The sequence below is a fragment of the Alcanivorax sp. REN37 genome (assembly GCF_041102775.1).
Lineage (GTDB): Bacteria > Pseudomonadota > Gammaproteobacteria > Pseudomonadales > Alcanivoracaceae > Isoalcanivorax > Isoalcanivorax beigongshangi.
Genome location: NZ_JBGCUO010000001.1, coordinates 1,647,874 through 1,665,839 on the forward strand (window position 1 = coordinate 1,647,874; position 17,966 = coordinate 1,665,839).

A 17,966-nucleotide genomic window follows, 5' to 3' on the forward strand; every position below is an offset into this window, starting at 1 on the left:
TGCCCGGCTCCCTTTACTTGCCCGCAATCGGTGGCGACACTAGGCCCCATTCACTGCTCCGGCCTGCGGCCGGATGCCCGCCACCGCTGGCCAAGAGCTGTATTTGATGGACCGACGCGTCGCCTTTTTTGTCTCCGATGGCACCGGCTTGACCGCTGAAACACTCGGTAACGCCATGCTCAGCCAATTCCAAGGCGTCGAGTTCGACACCATGACGCTGCCTTATATCCTCTCGGAGGACGCCACCCGCCAAGCCATCGCCAAGATCAACGAGGCTGCGGACCGCTACGGCAACTGCCCGATCGTGTTCTCAAGCTTGGTGGACCGGGGTCACCGCGACCTACTCGGGCGCAGCCGCGCCGTGATTCTGGACGTGTTCCAGGCGTTCATGGGGCCGCTAGAGCAGGAATTAGGCGTGCGTTCGAGCCTCAAGGTTGGCCAGAGCCATGCTATCCACGACCCCGAGGCCTACCGGTTGCGCATCGAGGCCGTGCATTTCGCGCTCGACAACGACGACGGTGTGGGTTGGCGTCACCATTACGAAAAGGCCGACTTAATCCTGGTCGGGCTGCCGCAAGCCGGCAAGACGCCGACCAGCCTCTACTTAGCACTTCAATACGGCCTGTTCGTGGCCAACTACCCGCTCACCGAGCAGGACATCGAAGACGCCAGCCTGCCGGAGGTACTGGTGCCGTTCCAAGACAAGCTATTTGGTCTGTCGATGGATCCGTACCGGCTAGCACTGGCACGACAAGAATTGGCGGGCGATGACCTGCAGGGCTGCTGCACCGATCACTGCACTCAAGAAACCGAAGCCGCCCGCGCGCTGTTCGAGTTCAACCAGCTCCCCAATATGGACGTCACCAAGATGTCCGTGGAAGAAATCTCCACCCGCATCCTGGCCCTCACCGGGCTCAAGCGCCGGCTGCAGTGAGGCACCATGACCCCGTCTAAACCCGTCCGTACCGCCTTTTATGTCTCAGGTAGCACCGCCATTACCGCGGAAACGCTGGGACGCTCGATGCTGACCCAGTTTTCCGAGTACAACTTCCGCCAGGTGACGCTGCCCTACTTGCAGAACCCTGCCCAGATTGAAGCGGCGGTACTGCGCATCAAGCTGGCAGCGGAGGAAGACGGTAGTCGCCCGATCGTGTTCTCGACGCTGACCGATCCGCTGTTGTTGAAAGAGTTGCGCCGCAGTGAGGCGCTGGTACTCGACCTGTTCGATGCTTTCCTGGTGCCACTGGAACGCGAAATTGGCCAGCCACCGACGCTGAAGAGCGGTCAGAGCCACGCGGTGCGCGACCTCAACAGTTACCGCATTCGCGCCGATGCGGTCCACTTTGCCATGCAGAACGATGATGGTGCCCGCACTACCTATTACGACCAAGCCGACCTGATCGTAATTGGCGTGTCCCGTAGCGGTAAGACGCCGACCTGCCTTTATATGGCGATGCAATACGGCCTTTATATGGCCAACTACCCACTCACCGAAGAAGACTTCGACGACCTGCGACTGCCCAAAAGCCTGCTACCGCACCAACACAAGTTGTTTGCGCTCACCATTGGCGCTGACCGGTTAGAAGAGATTCGTCAGCAACGCCGCGGCGGCAGTCGCTACGCTTCGCGCCAACAGTGCGACATGGAAGTGCGGGCGTTCGGGGCGCTGATCTCGCGCTTCCAAATCCCGTCGCTGGAAGTGACCGAGTATTCGATCGAGGAAATCTCCTCACGTATCCTTGCCAAGACCGGCCTGCGCCGCCGCCTGTTCTGACCCCCGAAAACCACTGCGCCGGCATTAAGCCGGCACAGTGTGTCGCTTCCGCACCAATGTTCTCAGCGCATCGGCTCGATGGCGATACTGGCGTGGGCTCGACCACCGGGCATCACGATGCGACCCAAGTCACCACCGCCCAGCGTGATGCGGTTGATGGCCAGCTCACTGCCCTGCCCGTTCGGCCGTGATGGCATGCCCGGCACCGCATCAAGTTCCGGCTTAGCGGTATTGCCGATCAGCAGGTCGTGGGAGAACACCAGTTTCGGCCGACCGCCGGCATCCTGATCATGTCCAACGATATCGATCTCGCCGTTGGCAAACGCCAGGTCGCCGGTCACCTGACCCAGGGTGATCGCCACATCCGGCCGGCTTGGTTCGGCAAATGAAATAAATGAGCCCATTGGCCCACCGCCGTAACCGGTGTTGCCACTATTCTGCACCGCCATCAGACGCGCACCCCAGTGGTAGCCGAGCGCATTGCGCTGATCGTTAAGCGGTGAAAACCGGGCGTGGGCGGCCCCTTCCAAGTTGGCCTGAATCACCGCGCCGCGCACGAAACGGGGGCCGTTGCCATAGGAACCGTTGGCATCTGGCAAAATGCCGCCACCGAAGGTGGTGTGTACTGCCACTCGCACCCGCGGCGAGAACAAATCGATCCCGCCACTGCGGTAATCGCTGCCATCCACCGGTTTCACATACAGGTTCAGGTCATCCGCCATCACCAAGAAACTGGTGCTCATCAAACCCATACCAAGCGCGTTGCGGGTCTTGCCGGCGCCGTTGATGCTGCCGTCCATATTGGTATCAGCAATCATCAGGTGACTGCCGTGGTCCCAGTTGAAGCCTTGCTGGCCCGGCGCGTCCGGATCAAAGCTCTCCGACATCACCAACACATCGCCGCGCAGGCCCTTGTTGGGATTGTCCGGGTTACCGCCCGGATACAGCATCAGGTTGGCGTTGACGTTGGCGAAGGTGTAGATCAGCCCCCAATCAAGACTGCGAGTGACGCCGTCGGCAGTACGGTCGGAATACGCCGGGTGTGCTGCTTGCAAGGTCACCAACTCATAGCGGCCGCTCTGAGCATTCCACGCTTCTTCTATCAGGTTGATGCGACGCGAATAGGCCTGCAGGTTGCCGTCCCGAATCAGCAACGCCAATCCCTCTTCGCCAGTGCTGGCGCCGAGCCGGCCTGGCTCCAGGTTCACATCCTGGCCGCCCCAGCGCAGCGCGTAGGCATCAGCGGCGGTGCGATCGCCGTTGATCATGTCTAACGCAATCACCGGGAAATCATGGCCGTAGTCATGACCACCCCAAGTGGCCCAGTCGGAGATTTCAAAGCGCACACGGCGGTGGCCGTCAGCCGGAGTTTGGGAGTAGCTGGTCTCACCGAGCAGCCAACGGAACTCATTGCCCGCCGTGCTGCCGGCCGGCACATAGTTCCAGCGGGTGCTGAGGTTAATCAGTCCCGGCGTGGCAGCGCCGGCGGCGCCTTTGGCGCGCCAGAGAATTTCCGGATCCGACAGTCCGCCGAGCCAGCCGAAGTGCATCATGCCCAAACCGCCGGCGGTGAAGTCGGGGCCACCGGTCTTGTGGAACAGGTCCACGTCCAGCACCACATCAATGACGCCGTCAGTGGCCATGCGCAGCCCTTCAGGGGTGATACCAAGGGTGCCTCGCGGCATATCCCAGCGCGCCTGCATGTTGTCGAGGATCAGGTATGCGGTATCTGGCCGGCCACCTTCCACTTGGCGGTAATACATGCGGCCATTGCGCAGTTCGCCGAACAGGCGCGTGTTCATGCCTTGGCTATTGAACAGCCCGCCCTCGCCAGCAATCTGCAAGGTGCCTTGGCCATCCAGCGCCCAACTACCGTAGGCCTGGCTGCCACCGTGGCTGAGTTCGCCGAGCATCAGACGCGCGCGCGAGCCGCCATCGGCATCCGGCTGGCCAGCAATATCGAGTTGATAGGACAGATAAGGCGTGCCGGTTTGGGCATCAGCGCCCACATCTAGGGTGTTGGTGAAGTGCACCGCGCCGGCTTGCACTTGGCCTTGTTCATCGACGTTGTAGAAACCGGGCCGGCGCTCCCCGCCGGCACCGGCAGAAGTAGCCAGTTGCAGGGTAGCTTCGTTGACCTCGCCTTCGTCAGCGACCCAGCGCAGTGAATCATAGCTGAGGCCATTATCTGGTGAGGACGCAATGTCGATGACGAGACCGTCGCGCGCTTCAATGGCGGACAGAGCAGAGTCATCCAACGGCTCGAGTGCGTGGGCGGTGTGCACCACACCCGCAGCACTGATCAGCAAGAGGCAAGACAACGGCGTGGAGTCGCGGCCGCTGTGCTGCCATCCCCGGAACCAAAAAGAAACGCTCACTGCAGGACCTCATTATTGTTGTAGTGCCGTGCCCGAATCGGCCAGCTTATTGGCGTACCCCAGAGTCCATGGAAGTCGCCGACAGCCGATGGTGACATGCCGCCAATCTGCATGCAATTGCTGGCTCAAAGCAGCACGTATGTGCCGATAAGTGGGCGTTTGTGTCCGCTTATCGATGGCGCGCGGGCCTAACTTCGCCCCCGGCAAATGTCTTATAGTGCGCTGCGTTCCCGGGGCCATGGCCGGGCACTCCGGGGGATGTCCATGTTGCCGTCTATTGCACCATCACTCTCTGTGATCACCACTACCGATCCGGTTGCCGGGCAGCTGCCGTTGCTGATCGCGTCACTGCGGCAGCTGGCCCGCAGTCAACGCTGGCAGGTCGAGTTGGTCATCGTTGATGACTTGGGCCAGTGGCGCTCGTCCGCGCCGCCCCCGAGTGCGGGCTCAGAGCTATCGCTGGTGCTGCTCAGTCCTTGGCAGCGACAAGGTCAGGCCGCTGCACTGGAGCTGGGCATTCACGCCAGCCGTGCACCGACGCTGCTGACCATCGACCCGGACCTGCATCCATGCGTCGGGGAGCTGCCGGCGCTGCTGGCCAAACTCGCTGGCCCGGTGCAGATGGTCCACGGTGTGCGCCCTGAGCGCACCGACAGCAGCGCGTTGCGCCGGTGCGGCTCCCGCGTGACCAACTGGCTGGTGAGCGCGATCATCGATGTCCACATCACGGATCTGGGTAGCCCGGTGACCGCGCTGCACCGCTCGACCCTGGCACACTTGGCAACACTGCCGACCGGTTGCGCCAACCCACGCCTTTATCTATATGGTTTGCTCGGCGACGCCGTGGTCTGTCATCGCTTAGTGCGCGGTAGCCCCGCGACAGTGCCATCGCAGTACTCGTTTTTTCAGCTGGTGCGGGTGATGTGGCGCTTGCTGCACGACAGTCGCATCATCCGCCGTGCTCTTCGTACCCGCAGGCAGCCATGACCACAGACCTGATCCCGTTCCACCGACCGTTCATGAGCGGCAATGAAGCGCGCTATCTCCAGCACGCATTGGACGCCGCGACCCTGTGCGCCGGCGGTGCGTTCACCGCTCGCTGCGAAGCGCTGTTGGTAGCGCATACTGGCGCGCAGCGCGCCTTGCTGACCCACTCCTGCACCAATGCGTTAGAGTTGGCGGCGGTGCTCAGCGGCGTCGGCCCCGGCGATGAGGTGATCCTGCCGTCATTCACCTTTACCTCTACCGCCACCGCCTTTGCCTTGCGCGGTGCCACGCCGGTATTCGTTGACGTGGAGCCGGCCACATTGAATATCGATCCGGCGGCAGCCGCCGCAGCGATCACCCCCCGTACCCGCGCGCTGGTGCCGGTCCATTACGCCGGCACCAGCTGTGACATGACCGCGCTGCAGCAGCTCGCTGACCAGCATCGGCTGTGGCTGATTGAAGATGCCGCCCAGGCGATTGGGGCCAGCTATAAAGGGCAACCGTTGGGCAGTATGGGTCGATTGGGCACGCTGTCGTTCCATGCCACCAAGAATCTCGGTTGTGGTGAAGGCGGCGCACTGCTTATCAACGATCCAGATTTGGTGGAGCGTGCCGAGATCCTTCACGACAAGGGCACCACCCGCGCGCAGTTTCGCGCCGGGCGCATCCGCCAGTACGACTGGGTTGATCTGGGTCTGTCGGCGCCGCCCTCTGAGCTGCAGGCCGCGCATCTGCTGGCACAGTTGGAACAGTTGGCGACGGTCACCCAGCAGCGGCGTCTGCTCTGGCAAGCCTATCAGCAAGCGCTGGCGCCACTGGTACAGGCCGGTCTATTGCAGACACTGCACGTACCCGTCGATTGCACCCACAACGGCCATATTTTTGGGTTGCTATTTGCTGACGGCGGGCAACGCGACCGGGCGCAGGCGGCTTTGGCTGCGGCGGGGCTCCAAACGGCTCTTCATTACCAACCGCTGCACCTCTCACCGGCCGGCCAGCAGCTGGGCCGCGCCCATGGCGCCCTCCCCCACGCCAGCACCCTGCCCGGCCGCCTGTTGCGGCTGCCAATGTGGCATGGGGTGCCAGCTGCAGTACCAGAAACGGTGGCCCGGGTTCTGGGTGACTTATTTGGCGGAGCGCGGCCATGAGCTTACGCATTCTGGTGACCGGCGCCGGCGGCTATATCGGCACTACGCTGGTGCCGCGCCTGCTGGCCGACGGCCACCAAGTGGTGGCGCTGGATACCTTCTGGTTCGGTCGCGAACTGTTGCCGGAGCATGCCGCGCTTACCTGTCTGGAGATCGACACCCGCAAGGTGCCGCCGACGGTGTTTGAAGGGGTCGATGCCATGATCGATCTGGCCGCCCTCTCGAACGATCCCTGTGGAGAAACATTCGGCGCTGCCACCTGGGAAATCAACCATCTGGCCCGCGCGCGCAATGCTGCCCACGCAAAGGCCGCTGGCGTGCGCCGCTACGTCTTGGCCTCCAGCTGCAGCGTGTACGGATTTCATGATGAGTGGCTAGATGAAAGCTCGCCGGTGCAGCCGCTCACCACCTATGCCCGCGCCAATGTGGCCGCGGAACAGGACATCCTGCCGCTGTCGGATGCCGATTTTGCCGTCACTGCGTTGCGGCTTGGCACCTTGTACGGGGTGTCGCCGCGCATGCGTTTGGATTTGGTGGTCAACAGCATGTGCTACAACGCCTGGCGGCACGGCGAGATCATGATCCATGGCGGCGGCACCCAGGTGCGGCCGTTACTGCACGTGGCGGATGCGGCGGCCGCTTTTGCCCATGTCGTGACAGCAGCGCCACCGGGGTGCGCCGGGGCCACCATCAACATCGGCCGCGAAGACCAAAACGCCACCATCAATGCGTTGGCCGAACAGATCCGTGCCAGTGCTAAACACCCGGTGTCCACCCGCCACTCCGGGCCACAGGATATGCGCTCCTATCGGGTGCGATTCAATCTCATGGCGGAGTTGATGAACTGGCAGCCGCAACACTGCTGGCAGCAAGCTTGGACCGAGATCGCCACCTTCCTGCAGCACCACGCATCGAGCGATGTGTTGCGTTACCACACATTGGACTGGTATCGCGCGCAAGGCGTGGTCACCACCACTGGGATGGCGGTGGCGCCGGAGGCTTAGCCGAGCGGCCGGCGCCGCAGGGAATAGCTGGTGGCGGTGGCATACACCGCAGTGAAGGATTCCAATGCCCGGCAAGCGGCAGTGTTCTGTAGCGCCACCGTGGTTTCGGCAAAATCGTAGGTCTCGAGCGCCCGACTAATGAGCATTTCCAGCACCGGCAGATAGGCGCCGGTTGCGCTCGGCAAGCCGGCATACAAACTGCCGGTCCGTGCCCGCAGCGGCACTCCGGCGGCGCTAAAATCCCGCTCGCCAATCGCGCCGCAGGCAAGCACCTGCCCCTCACGCTCGTAGACCACCGCATCACTGCTGCGGCCGTGGTCATCCAGCAGCCTAGCAAACCACTGGTGGTACATGGCCGCGACCCTTGCGGGCGCCAAGCCGTCATCACGATAAAAGCGGCTCGGAAAGCGGGTGTCAGCAACAATTTCCAACACCGCTGCACGGTCGGCTGTGCGGTAGGGCCGAATGCCCTGCCGGCGACGACCGAGCTGTGGTTTACGCGGGGCATAGGCGCAGTAAGTGCGACGGGTATCGAGCAGTTCGAAACCGCGGCGGGCCAGCAGGTTGAAACTGAGGTAATCGGCTACGTCCACCTCCGCAGAAAGATGACCGCTCTCAGTGGCCAGCGCGCAATCGACTAAACGTGCGCAATCGGTTTCGGCTACCCCTGTGCTGCGCAACAATTGCAGGCGCGCCATGGGCTGGCCGAAATGAGCGCTGTCCCACGCCAGCGGCACCAGCGCGCACAGCGCCTGTAGATGGCCGAGGTGGTCGCGCAAACCCCATACTGCGGCGCTGCTGTGCAGCCACTGTTGCAGTTGCTCGGCGATCACCAGGGCACAGCTCTCTGGGTTTCGATCGAACCCCTTGGTGTGTCGAAGCAGAGAAAACGCCGCCACCTCACGCAGCTCGGCCGCTGGCAAGGGCGCCACTATCGGTGCGATCAGGCCACTGGCGTCAATCCGGCAAGCGACCCCGTTGCAGTGCTTCAAGTGCGTCTCCAGCGACAAAAGGAATGTCCTCCGGGCGCACTTCAGACTCGAAGCTCTTGCGATAGGAGAACAGATACATTTGCAGATCCTGCTGCACCCAGCGATACGGATAAGAGGGCATCGGCATGTGATCGACAAACAGCGCCCGCCGCTCTGACGGATTGAAGTCCGGCTTGCCGAAACGCAGATAACTGAACATACGTTCGCCGTTGTGCTGAATGAACACCTGGCCATTGAGCATGTAATGGAATACCAGATAGGTGACGCCGGGGTAGCCCACCGTCACGTGCGCAGGGATCTGCGCCGGATCAAGGAAGTAATAAAGCGCCGGATCGTACACCACTAACTGGTCAATGCCGGAGTCTGCAGCAAGCATCTGGTGAATGGTGTCGGCCATCGCCCTATTGCTGTCCATGTAGGCCGGCAGATAGCTAGGAAACACCCGCTCCCAGTCACCGCGATAAAGCCGCTCAACCAACCAGCCCGGCCCTTTTTCCTTCATTGCCACATGGACGGCGGTGATGCTGAGAAAATGAGACAGCTGGAGTAACAACACCAGTAGTGTGAGCGCGGCGACATAAACGGTTCTGCGAAGGCGCCAACGGGAGGCCAGCCAGTCCAATGCCGCCGCCAGCCCCAGCAGTAATAGCGGATACAGGATAAATAAGTAACGCGGCTCATAATAAGCCAGCTGCAGCGCTACTTGTGCGAGCAGGAATATCACCCACAACAGCGCGCCGGCCACCATTGTCCGCAGCGGTGCCAGCACTTTCAGGGCGCAAGCGGGTAGCGCCAATGCCAGCAACAGGAATGAATAAGGGAACGTTTCCCACGCGTACCCGGCGTTGTATTCGATGCGGCCGAGAATCTCGCGTAGCTCCAGACGCCAGTGGCCGAAGTCACCGATGTCCGGCATTACCGCCAGCAAGAACAATAAATAGAGCACACCGGGCGCCAAACATAGGGCTGTCAGTGCCCATGAGCGTTTCATCAACCGGAACAGCACGTAAGGAATAACGAAGAAAATACCTTCCGGCCGGATCAGCGGCATTGCTCCGAGCAACAGCGCCGCCGCTTTATGATGGCCGTGGGCCTGACTCCAGATCGTCAGGACCAGTATTAGGCCCAGCCACACTTCACCGTAGAAGCTGAGGCTAACCAGCACGAACAACGGCACGCTGCCGACCACCGCCACAGCTGCCCGCACCGCGCCCCGACGCAGCCCCAAGCGGTAGCCAGTCGAGACCAGCAACGCCAGCGCGGTTACTGCTAAACCAGCATGCACCAGACGGGAGGTCAGCAGCTCACCGCCGGCCACAATGATGGTCAGATGTTCCAGTAGCAGGAACAGTGGCAGTGCGAAGTTGTAGTACTGCATGTCCAGCGAGCGCCAGGCCGCACGCGCGAGGAAGAAGCGGTAGGCGTCGTCACCGTAGAAGATATTGGCGCCGTCGATAAGGTCGAGCAGCCACCAACGCTCAGGACCGCTCACCCACCACGCCACGGTGAGGTAACAAACAAGAAGGGCGGCAAGGAGTATTGCCGCCCACTTTTCTTTGCGAAGAAACCGACCCACTGCCACCCCGCTACTCTTGGTCACTGCTGTGACACGTTTAGTGCCGTCAGCAGAACTTGGCATTGCCCCAACAGTTGGGGGCAAAGTTTTGCGCCGACAAACGCAGATCTGACAGCGGCATATCCAAATAATTGGCGGGATTGCTGAAATAGTTGGTCAAGTCAATGGTGCCCACATTGAGTGTGGTGCCGGTTAGACAACTAAGCAGGCCGCATTCTGGCGGGTTGGCGGCCAGCACATCGCTGATCGGCTGGACCAGTTGTTTTAGCACGTCGTCGGTGATTTTGATCGGATCTGATGGGGACACATCTCCGATATTGATCGGATCTTCAAATGCCAGCCACCAACCACGCTCTGCAGCGGCGGCAGCTCCAGGCCACTGAAGTGTCTGACTCTGCATAGACAATGAGAACGGGTTACTGACACCGATTTTGTGGATGTAGCCCAAGCTTTCGGAGAACTGCACGGCAGCTTTAACCCCCTTTACCTGCCCGACTACCCCTTCAGTCAACGTTATATTACCCAGCGGCGTGCCAGCAGCTACTGCCGTCAGACATGCGTTATTCATGCCTGAGGGACATGCAATACCGATATTGCCCACGGTCGCCGTGGCGTTGAGCTCCACTGCAGTAAGTCGATTGCCAGATACCACTGTAGGTGCCGTGGTGAAGTGGGCCTGTGCCGGGTTCACTTGGACAGTGTAGTCGGTGGAAGTGAAGTCATAAGTGCCTTTCAAACCAAAGGCGTAGCTCACGATCACCCGCCCCGTCAGCGCCATATTGGTATCCGCATAGGTCATATTCCGGCGCTCGGTCATCCCGGTACCGGACACCGACTCCAGTTCCAGATAGCCACTCAAGGTGTTAATGCCGTTAGGGGTAGCAGAGTTCTCGATCCCGAACGTCATCATGCCATCCGCCTGCTCAGCGCTGAGGCGGAAGCCGACAATCTCACGCAGCCCGGTATCCACGCTTTCGTTAATCGCAAACTCAAAAAATGGCCGCGTCAGCACCGCCGAACAACCCGGCCGGCCACTGGTGCAATTACCGCTAAGTCCAAGATTATCGATGTCGATATCGCAGCCTGGGCCATTCACACCGCCACAGCCGAGCTGCAGCTTGGCGATGTTGAGGTTCAGGTCCACCGCTGCATCGAGTCCCACTTTGTAGAAGTTGAGGCCGGATGAAATGCCCTGCCCCGGGCGCGAGTCCATCATCAGCAGCGCTTGGCCGGTGACGTCACCGAGCTGCTCATCGCTAAGTGCGGTCATGCCGCTGTAATCGGGGGGGGCAGCGTGAGCAGCCAGCCCCAAGCCACTGCTTAGCAGCAGACACAGGAACAACTGAAAAACTCGGATTGAGAGATTTTTCATGGTTCAGAATCCGTACATATAGAACTTGCCGCCAAAAGCGATACCCGCTTGCGGCCCGTTGTTGTCCTGAATGCTCAGGCCCATGAAGGAGCCGAACCGATCTTGGGTATAGCCGGGCACACCAGGGCTGTCGTACTCCACCGACAGGCGCTCGAAGCGGATGCCGAGTCGCACATCGTCATAACCACTGCTGTGTTTGGTGGCGGCGTCGTAGCTGCCGCCGGTCTCCGGGTAATACGTTTTCAGCGCCGGCATCACTTTGATATTTTCCACCGTGCAGCTGCCTTCCAGCAGGCAGGTGCCGCTCTGATCCTGGAACTTGGCCAAGTTAAGCCAGCTTTCGTAACCGGCACCGGCAGAACTGGCTTCACCCATAAACGAGGCGTCCAGCGCCATCCGTTTCATTTGCAGCGAGGCGTAACCTTCCTTATAGACCAGCCATTCGCCAGCCAGCCCGCCGACCCGCTCGCCCTCGCCGCGCCCAGCCACCTGCCAGGTAAATAGGCAGTTCTGGTAAGAGGCATCACAAAAGTTGTCGAGCTTTTCAGCGGTAAGCGGGTCGGTGTTGAGGAAGTAGTTGAACGACAACAGCACCCCTTCCCGGCCATGTACTTCCGACAGGTCACCATCATCCAGTGCTTGTAGCGACCACGCTGGCTGCGCCAGCCACAGCGCCGGTAAGCAAACGAGTATCCAACGGCGAAGACTCATTGCGGCGCCGCTCCCAAGGTGGTGATTTTCAAGTGATGGATAGTCATGCCCTCGATGCGACTGACTCCGAGGTTGGTGACATCACCGTTGGCTCGTTGGAAATAAATACCGTTATCGGTGCTGCTGGCGAGCGGCATCTGCGCCGGGTCCCAGGTGCCCCATCGTACATAGCCATGGGTATCTGGGTTCGGGTTAGCAACTGCGCCTTTGGCGTCCAACGCGCAGTTGCCATCGCCGGGGCCGGCTCCGCAGTAGAAGTGGTTGTAGACGGCTGGGATATTCGGAATTCGTGTCAGCTCAATAACGAAGTTGCCGTTCTGCTGCGGCTGCGACAGCGGTGTGGCGTCGGCCGCGTATTCCGAAATACCGCTGAAAGTGATGGCTTGGTAATTGAGCGTCCCCAACGGCAGGAATGCATCCACGTTGCGGAAATACATGCCTTCGTTAATTTGGAAGTTGGGTACTTCGTGCAGCGCGTTAGGGCTGTCCGGCTGCTGCGCCACCGAGAAGCGGAAGTCACCAGACAGTGCGCTCTGGTAGGTCAGCCCCAGTGTCGGATCGGCGCTGTTTGCGGTACGCAGCAAACGCAGGATCGCAGGTTTGCGCTCTACATCGATGTAATTGTCACCGCCGGCCCATTGTTTACCGAGCGTGACCGGACTGCCGTAGATGATGGTCTGGCTTTGCAGCAGATCGGCGTTAGCGCCGCCACGATCGACTTCCAGCTCACCCCAAAACGCCCAACGCCAAGGGTCAGTACGGCTGGGCCCGATGAACTCGAATACCGTGGGGTCGTCCGCGGAAGTGGCGTCATGCCAAACGCCTTGGTAGTCGTACCCCGCGTACTGGTACACACGTAATACAAAGGGGTCATAGACCGAGGCGAAGGCGGTGACGCCGTAGCCACCGGATGCATCTTTGCCGAGCGGGCACTCCACCCCGGAGCCGGCGCACTGGTCATTGAACCAGCTTGAACCCTGGCTACCGCCGGAGGTCATCGACAGGCCGTAATAGCGCGCATCACCGCGCTTCCAGCCCACCGCGGCCGCTTGCGGCGTCGGTGCTGAACCAAGCAGCTCGACGTAGCTGGTCGGCGCCATGCGCAGGCTGAAGTCATCGAAGCCGAAGGCGAGACCGGCGCCGGAGACATCCGCCAGCTCCTCGTCCGGCATCGCTTGCAGACTGATGGACGCGTGGCCGCTGGCATGGAGGCCAAGCAGGCACAGCAACAGTACGGCCTGACGCCGTACCCCCGGATAATCTCTCAACACGTTGTGCAGCCTCTTTTGTTGTCGTTATCGCGCCGCATCGAACGATGCAGCGCGGAGATCCTTGCCGCCGAGGCTGGCCGCAAGAATCGTTTTATAAGTGTCCTGAACAGCATGAAGGCTACAGATTGCAACAAAAGCCCGCAAGGCTGGCCGGCCGCTGCCACGGATTACTTACATTCAATACTTCCTTTAAAAACAATGGGATGGGATTTTTATTCGACGAGGATGAAATATACCTGCTGGGCCAAGGTAACCGGCGCCAGCAAAACGTTACAAAGGGTAACGACGCGCACTGTCGTCCGCACTGGACACTGCGCTAATGGGCGTAGCGTTATACCAGCGGGCGAAGTCTTGCCACTCGGGGTTATGGAGGCTAATCAAGGCCAGCAACTGGGCATCCGTCAGGCGCTGCAATGCCCTTTCCCGTGCATAGGCTTGGTAAGCGTAGGGATACAGCTCCACCAACAACAACCGATGGCACACCCAAAAGGTCTGCGCCGGCCGCTGGATGCGCCGGCGCGCGCGTTGCAGGCAACGCTCCAAATCGGTGGTAACACTGATGAAAAAGCGGCAGCTGCCGATGTTGGCCAGCACATACACGAAATAGCCCTTTCGCATCATGGCGATCTCCTTGAACATAGTTCGGTTCCTTCCAAAGCGATCACCATAACCACTCAACAACAGGAATAAAGTAGGATAACCCCCATACGCGCAAAGACTCAGATCAGGGTCATCAATGCCTTGCCCGGCTGCTCCGGCAATAAAAAAAGCCCGGACCAGCCGGGCTTATTCAGACTTACTACCGATCAGAAACTACCATCGGGTACCCGCACCACACCTTCCATAATGATGCGCGCGCTGCGGCTCATGATCGCCTTGGTCACGCGCCATTGGCCGTTTTCTTGCACTGCTTCAGCGCCAACCCGTAGGGTGCCGGACGGATGGCCGAAGCGGACCGCAGAACGGGCGTCGCCGCCGGCAGCCAGATTCACCAGGGTGCCGGGGATCGCTGCTGCGGTGCCGATGGCCACCGCAGCGGTGCCCATCATGGCGTGATGAAGCTTGCCCATCGACAGTGCACGTACCAGCAGATCAATGTCTGCTGCCGTCACCGTCTTGCCACTGGAGGTGGTGTAGTCAGTGGGCGGCGCCACAAACGCCACTTTCGGCGTGTGCTGCCGAGTCAGTGCTTCGTCCGGGGTTTTGATCAGTCCCATTTTCAGCGCGCCGGCAACGCGAATGCGCTCCAGCTTGGCCAGCGCGGCGGCATCGCTGTTGATGTCGTCACGCAACTCGGTACCGGTGTAACCGATATCCGCCGCATTAACGAACACCGTGGGAATGCCGGCGCTGATCAGCGTTGCTTGCAGGGTGCCAAGCTCCGGCACCTCCAGCTCGTCCACCAAGTTGCCGGTGGGGAACATGGCGCCATCGTCACCGTCGTCGGATGGATCAAGGAACTCCAGCACGATCTCAGCGGCCGGGAAGGTCACGCCATCAAGCTCGAAATCGCCGATTTCCTGCACCTGACCATTGGCCACCGGTACCCGGGCAATGATGGTTTTCTGGATATTAGCCTGCCAGATCCGGACTTCGCAGATGCCGTTATCCGGCACGCGGGCCGGATCCACCAATCCAGCATGCAGCGCGAAGGCCCCCGCGCCGGTGGACAGGTTGCCGCAGTTGCCGCTCCAGTCGACAAACGGCTTGTCGATCGACACTTGGCCATACAGATAGTCCACGTCATGGCCCGGCTGGCTGCTTTTGGACAGGATCACACACTTACTGGTGCTGGACGTGGCCCCGCCCATGCCGTCGATGTGCGCCGCGTAAGGATCGGGACTGCCGATCACGCGCATGAACAGACGGTCGCGGGCTTCACCCGGCACTTGGCAAGATACTGGCAGATCCTGCAGGCGGAAAAACACGCCCTTGCTGGTGCCGCCGCGCAGGTAGGTGGCGGGAATCTTGATTTGCGGGGCGAAAGCCATGTGCGCACTCCTGAGAAATTAGGGGCCCGGCAAAACGCCGGGCCGGATTCAAGCGGTGCAGGGCTAGGCCCTGCGGGCAGGACGCTACGGCCTTGTGGGCCGTAGCGCCGGCCAACCCATCAACCTCCTGATTCGAGGAAGTCCTGGGCAAAGCGTTGCAGCACACCACCGGCCTCGTAGATCGAGACTTCTTCAGCAGCGTCGAGACGGCAGATCACCGGCACTTCGGTTGACTCGCCGTTGCGGCGATGGATCACCAGCGTCAGTTCTGCACCCGGATTCCGTGTGCCGACTACGTCGAAGGTTTCGGTGCCGTCGATGCCCAGCGTTTCGCGAGTGGTGCCCGGCTTGAACTCACAGGGCAGTACACCCATGCCGATCAGGTTGGTACGGTGGATGCGCTCAAAGCCCTCGGCCACGATCACTTCCACGCCAGCCAGCCGAACGCCTTTGGCAGCCCAGTCACGGGATGAACCCTGACCGTAGTCGGCACCAGCAATGATGATCAGGTTTTGGCCACGATCCATGTAGGTTTCAATTGCTTCCCACATGCGCAGCACAGTACCGTCCGGCTCGACCCGGGCCAGTGAGCCCTGGCGCACGCTGCCGTCATCGTTGCGCACCATTTCGTTGAACAGCTTCGGGTTGGCGAAGGTGGCGCGCTGGGCGGTCAGGTGATCGCCGCGGTGGGTGGCGTAGGAGTTGAAGTCCTCCTCCGGCAAGCCCATTTTCGCCAGATATTCGCCGGCCGCGCTGTCCAGCAGGATGGCGTTAGACGGTGACAGGTGATCGGTGGTGATGTTGTCACCCAGCACCGCCAGTGGGCGCATGCCTTTGAGCGTGCGCTCGCCGGCCAGCGCCCCTTCCCAGTACGGCGGACGGCGGATGTAGGTGGACATCGGACGCCAGTCGTACAGCGGCGACACTTGTTTGGCGGCTTTCTCGCGGCCTTCAAACATCGGGATGTACACCTGCCGGAACTGCTCCGGCTTCACCGCCTTGGCCACCAGCTGGTCGATTTCCGCATCGCTGGGCCAGATGTCTTTGAGGCGGATTTCCTTGCCATCTACAACTGCCAGCACGTCCTGCTCAATATCGAAGCGGATGGTGCCGGCAATGGCGTAGGCCACCACCAACGGCGGCGATGCCAGGAACGCCTGCTTAGCGTAGGGATGAATACGGCCATCGAAATTGCGGTTACCGGACAGCACCGCCGTAGCGTACAGATCGCGCTCGATGATTTCCTGCTGGATGTGCGGCTCAAGCGCGCCGGACATGCCGTTGCAAGAGGTGCACGCATAGGCCACCACGTCAAAGCCCAGCGCCTGCAAGTCGCCCATCAAACCGGCTTCTTCCAGGTACAGGGTGACGGCCTTAGAGCCAGGCGCCAGCGACGTTTTTACCCACGGCTTGCGCACCAGACCGAGGCGGTTGGCGTTGCGCGCCAGTAGCGCCGCGGCAATTACGTTGCGCGGGTTGGAGGTGTTAGTGCAGCTGGTGATGGCGGCAATAATCACCGCGCCATCCGGCATCAGTCCTTCCGCTTCTTGGGCTTGCGCTTTATCGAGGTCTACGGCAATGCCGCGTTCTTTCAGCGCTGCCACCGGCAGCCGACGGTGCGGGTTCGACGGGCCAGCCAAGGTGCGCTCAACCTTAGACAGGTCAAAGCTCAGCACCCGCTCATAGCGCACGTTTTCAAGACTGTCGGCCCACAGGCCAGCGGTCTTGGCATAGCTTTCCACCAACGCCACGTTGTCTTCTTCACGGCCGGTCAGGCGCAGGTAGTCCAGCGTCTGGTCGTCGATGAAGAACATCGCCGCGGTGGCGCCGTATTCGGGGGCCATGTTGGAGATCGTCGCGCGGTCGCCGATAGTCAGGCTGCGAGCGCCCTCACCGTAGAACTCCAGGTAGGCACCGACCACTTTCTCTTGGCGCAGGAATTCGGTCAGGCTCAGCACCACGTCGGTGGCGGTGATGCCTTCATGCCGGTGACCGGTCAACTTGACGCCGACGATTTCCGGCAGTCGCATCCAGGAGGCGCGGCCGAGCATTACGTTCTCAGCTTCCAGACCGCCGACGCCCACTGCGATCACACCCAACGCATCCACGTGCGGGGTGTGCGAGTCGGTACCGACACAGGTATCCGGGAACGCCACGCCGTCTTTGGCATGGATCACCGGCGACATCTTCTCCAGGTTGATCTGGTGCATGATGCCGTTACCAGCTGGGATCACGTCGACGTTGTCGAACGCATCCTTGGTCCACTCAATGAAGTGGAAGCGGTCTTCGTTGCGGCGGTCTTCAATTTCGCGGTTCTTCTCGAACGCGTCTGGAATATAGCCACCGCACTCCACTGCCAGCGAGTGGTCGACGATCAGCTGCACCGGCACTACCGGGTTCACCGCCGCCGGATCACCGCCCTTTTCGGCGATGGCATCACGCAGGCCGGCCAGATCCACCAGCGCGGTCTGGCCAAGAATGTCATGGCACACCACCCGCGCCGGGAACCACGGGAAATCGCGTTCGCGCTTGCGTTCGATCAGCTGTTCCAGACATTCACGGATGATGGCTGGATCAGCTTTGCGCAGGATGTTCTCGGCATGCACCCGCGCGGTGTACGGCAGCCCATCGAAAGAGCCGGGCTGGATCGCCTCAACAGCTTCACGTACGTCGTAGTACTCGAGCACGCTGCCGGGCAGGGTTTTGCGGTATTGGGTATTCATGGAATCAACCTGTCAGAAGAAGGTCGCGATAACGGCAGG

The 17,966-nt window shown here is 61.0% G+C and carries 14 protein-coding genes; 5 read left to right on the plus strand and 9 right to left on the minus strand.

The features are described from left to right. Positions 1-106: 106 nt before the first annotated feature. Both AB5I84_RS07465 and AB5I84_RS07470 read left to right on the plus strand, forming a co-directional pair. The gene (locus AB5I84_RS07465) at positions 107-934 is read left to right on the plus strand and encodes a kinase/pyrophosphorylase (protein WP_369455230.1); all 828 of its coding nucleotides are present in this window, start codon (positions 107-109) and stop codon (positions 932-934) included. Between the two features lie 6 nt (positions 935-940). Further along, entirely contained in the window at positions 941-1,774 is an 834-nt protein-coding gene (locus tag AB5I84_RS07470; RefSeq protein WP_369455231.1) for a pyruvate, water dikinase regulatory protein, read from the plus strand. A gap of 62 nt (positions 1,775-1,836) precedes the next feature. Here AB5I84_RS07470 and AB5I84_RS07475 read toward each other — a convergent pair whose 3' ends face one another. Further along, positions 1,837-4,152 carry a hypothetical protein gene (locus AB5I84_RS07475; protein ID WP_369455232.1) on the minus strand — a complete coding sequence of 772 codons (2,316 nt, stop codon included), beginning with the start codon at positions 4,150-4,152 and terminating at the stop codon, positions 1,837-1,839. Positions 4,153-4,416: 264 nt separating this feature from the next. Here AB5I84_RS07475 and AB5I84_RS07480 point away from each other — a divergent pair, with 264 nt between their 5' ends. From AB5I84_RS07480 to AB5I84_RS07490, 3 genes are read left to right on the plus strand one after another with little or no spacing between them, the layout of a single operon-like run. Then, the gene (locus AB5I84_RS07480) at positions 4,417-5,139 is read left to right on the plus strand and encodes a glycosyltransferase family protein (protein ID WP_369455233.1); all 723 of its coding nucleotides are present in this window, start codon (positions 4,417-4,419) and stop codon (positions 5,137-5,139) included. Further along, positions 5,136-6,287 carry a dTDP-4-amino-4,6-dideoxygalactose transaminase gene (gene rffA, locus AB5I84_RS07485; protein WP_369455234.1) on the plus strand — a complete coding sequence of 384 codons (1,152 nt, stop codon included), beginning with the start codon at positions 5,136-5,138 and terminating at the stop codon, positions 6,285-6,287. The genes AB5I84_RS07480 and rffA overlap by 4 nt, the downstream gene beginning before the upstream one ends. Beyond that, positions 6,284-7,291 carry an NAD-dependent epimerase/dehydratase family protein gene (locus AB5I84_RS07490; RefSeq protein ID WP_369455235.1) on the plus strand — a complete coding sequence of 336 codons (1,008 nt, stop codon included), beginning with the start codon at positions 6,284-6,286 and terminating at the stop codon, positions 7,289-7,291. Before rffA ends, AB5I84_RS07490 begins: the two co-directional genes overlap by 4 nt. Here the strand turns inward: AB5I84_RS07490 and AB5I84_RS07495 are convergent. The 8 genes from AB5I84_RS07495 to acnD form a co-directional block, all read right to left on the minus strand. Then, the gene (locus tag AB5I84_RS07495) at positions 7,288-8,283 is read right to left on the minus strand and encodes a hypothetical protein (RefSeq protein WP_369455236.1); all 996 of its coding nucleotides are present in this window, start codon (positions 8,281-8,283) and stop codon (positions 7,288-7,290) included. The genes AB5I84_RS07490 and AB5I84_RS07495 overlap by 4 nt on opposite strands. Continuing rightward, positions 8,249-9,775 carry a hypothetical protein gene (locus AB5I84_RS07500; RefSeq protein WP_369455237.1) on the minus strand — a complete coding sequence of 509 codons (1,527 nt, stop codon included), beginning with the start codon at positions 9,773-9,775 and terminating at the stop codon, positions 8,249-8,251. The genes AB5I84_RS07495 and AB5I84_RS07500 overlap by 35 nt, the downstream gene beginning before the upstream one ends. 130 nt (positions 9,776-9,905) lie before the next feature. Continuing rightward, positions 9,906-11,231 (minus strand): hypothetical protein, encoded by a 1,326-nt coding sequence (locus AB5I84_RS07505; RefSeq protein WP_369455238.1) that lies wholly within the window; start codon positions 11,229-11,231, stop codon positions 9,906-9,908. A gap of 3 nt (positions 11,232-11,234) precedes the next feature. After that, entirely contained in the window at positions 11,235-11,942 is a 708-nt protein-coding gene (locus AB5I84_RS07510) for a hypothetical protein (RefSeq protein WP_369455239.1), read from the minus strand. Beyond that, positions 11,939-13,213, minus strand: a complete 1,275-nt coding sequence (locus AB5I84_RS07515) for a hypothetical protein (RefSeq protein ID WP_369455240.1) — start codon at positions 13,211-13,213, stop codon at positions 11,939-11,941. Before AB5I84_RS07515 ends, AB5I84_RS07510 begins: the two co-directional genes overlap by 4 nt. 270 nt (positions 13,214-13,483) lie before the next feature. Beyond that, positions 13,484-13,834, minus strand: a complete 351-nt coding sequence (locus tag AB5I84_RS07520; RefSeq protein ID WP_369455241.1) for a GIY-YIG nuclease family protein — start codon at positions 13,832-13,834, stop codon at positions 13,484-13,486. A 185-nt stretch (positions 13,835-14,019) separates the two neighbouring features. Continuing rightward, the gene (prpF, locus tag AB5I84_RS07525; RefSeq protein ID WP_369455242.1) at positions 14,020-15,204 is read right to left on the minus strand and encodes a 2-methylaconitate cis-trans isomerase PrpF; all 1,185 of its coding nucleotides are present in this window, start codon (positions 15,202-15,204) and stop codon (positions 14,020-14,022) included. Positions 15,205-15,323: 119 nt separating this feature from the next. Further along, a complete protein-coding gene (gene acnD, locus AB5I84_RS07530; protein ID WP_369455243.1) occupies positions 15,324-17,927 on the minus strand; it encodes a Fe/S-dependent 2-methylisocitrate dehydratase AcnD in 2,604 nt (867 codons plus the stop codon). Between the last annotated feature and the right edge of the window lie 39 nt (positions 17,928-17,966).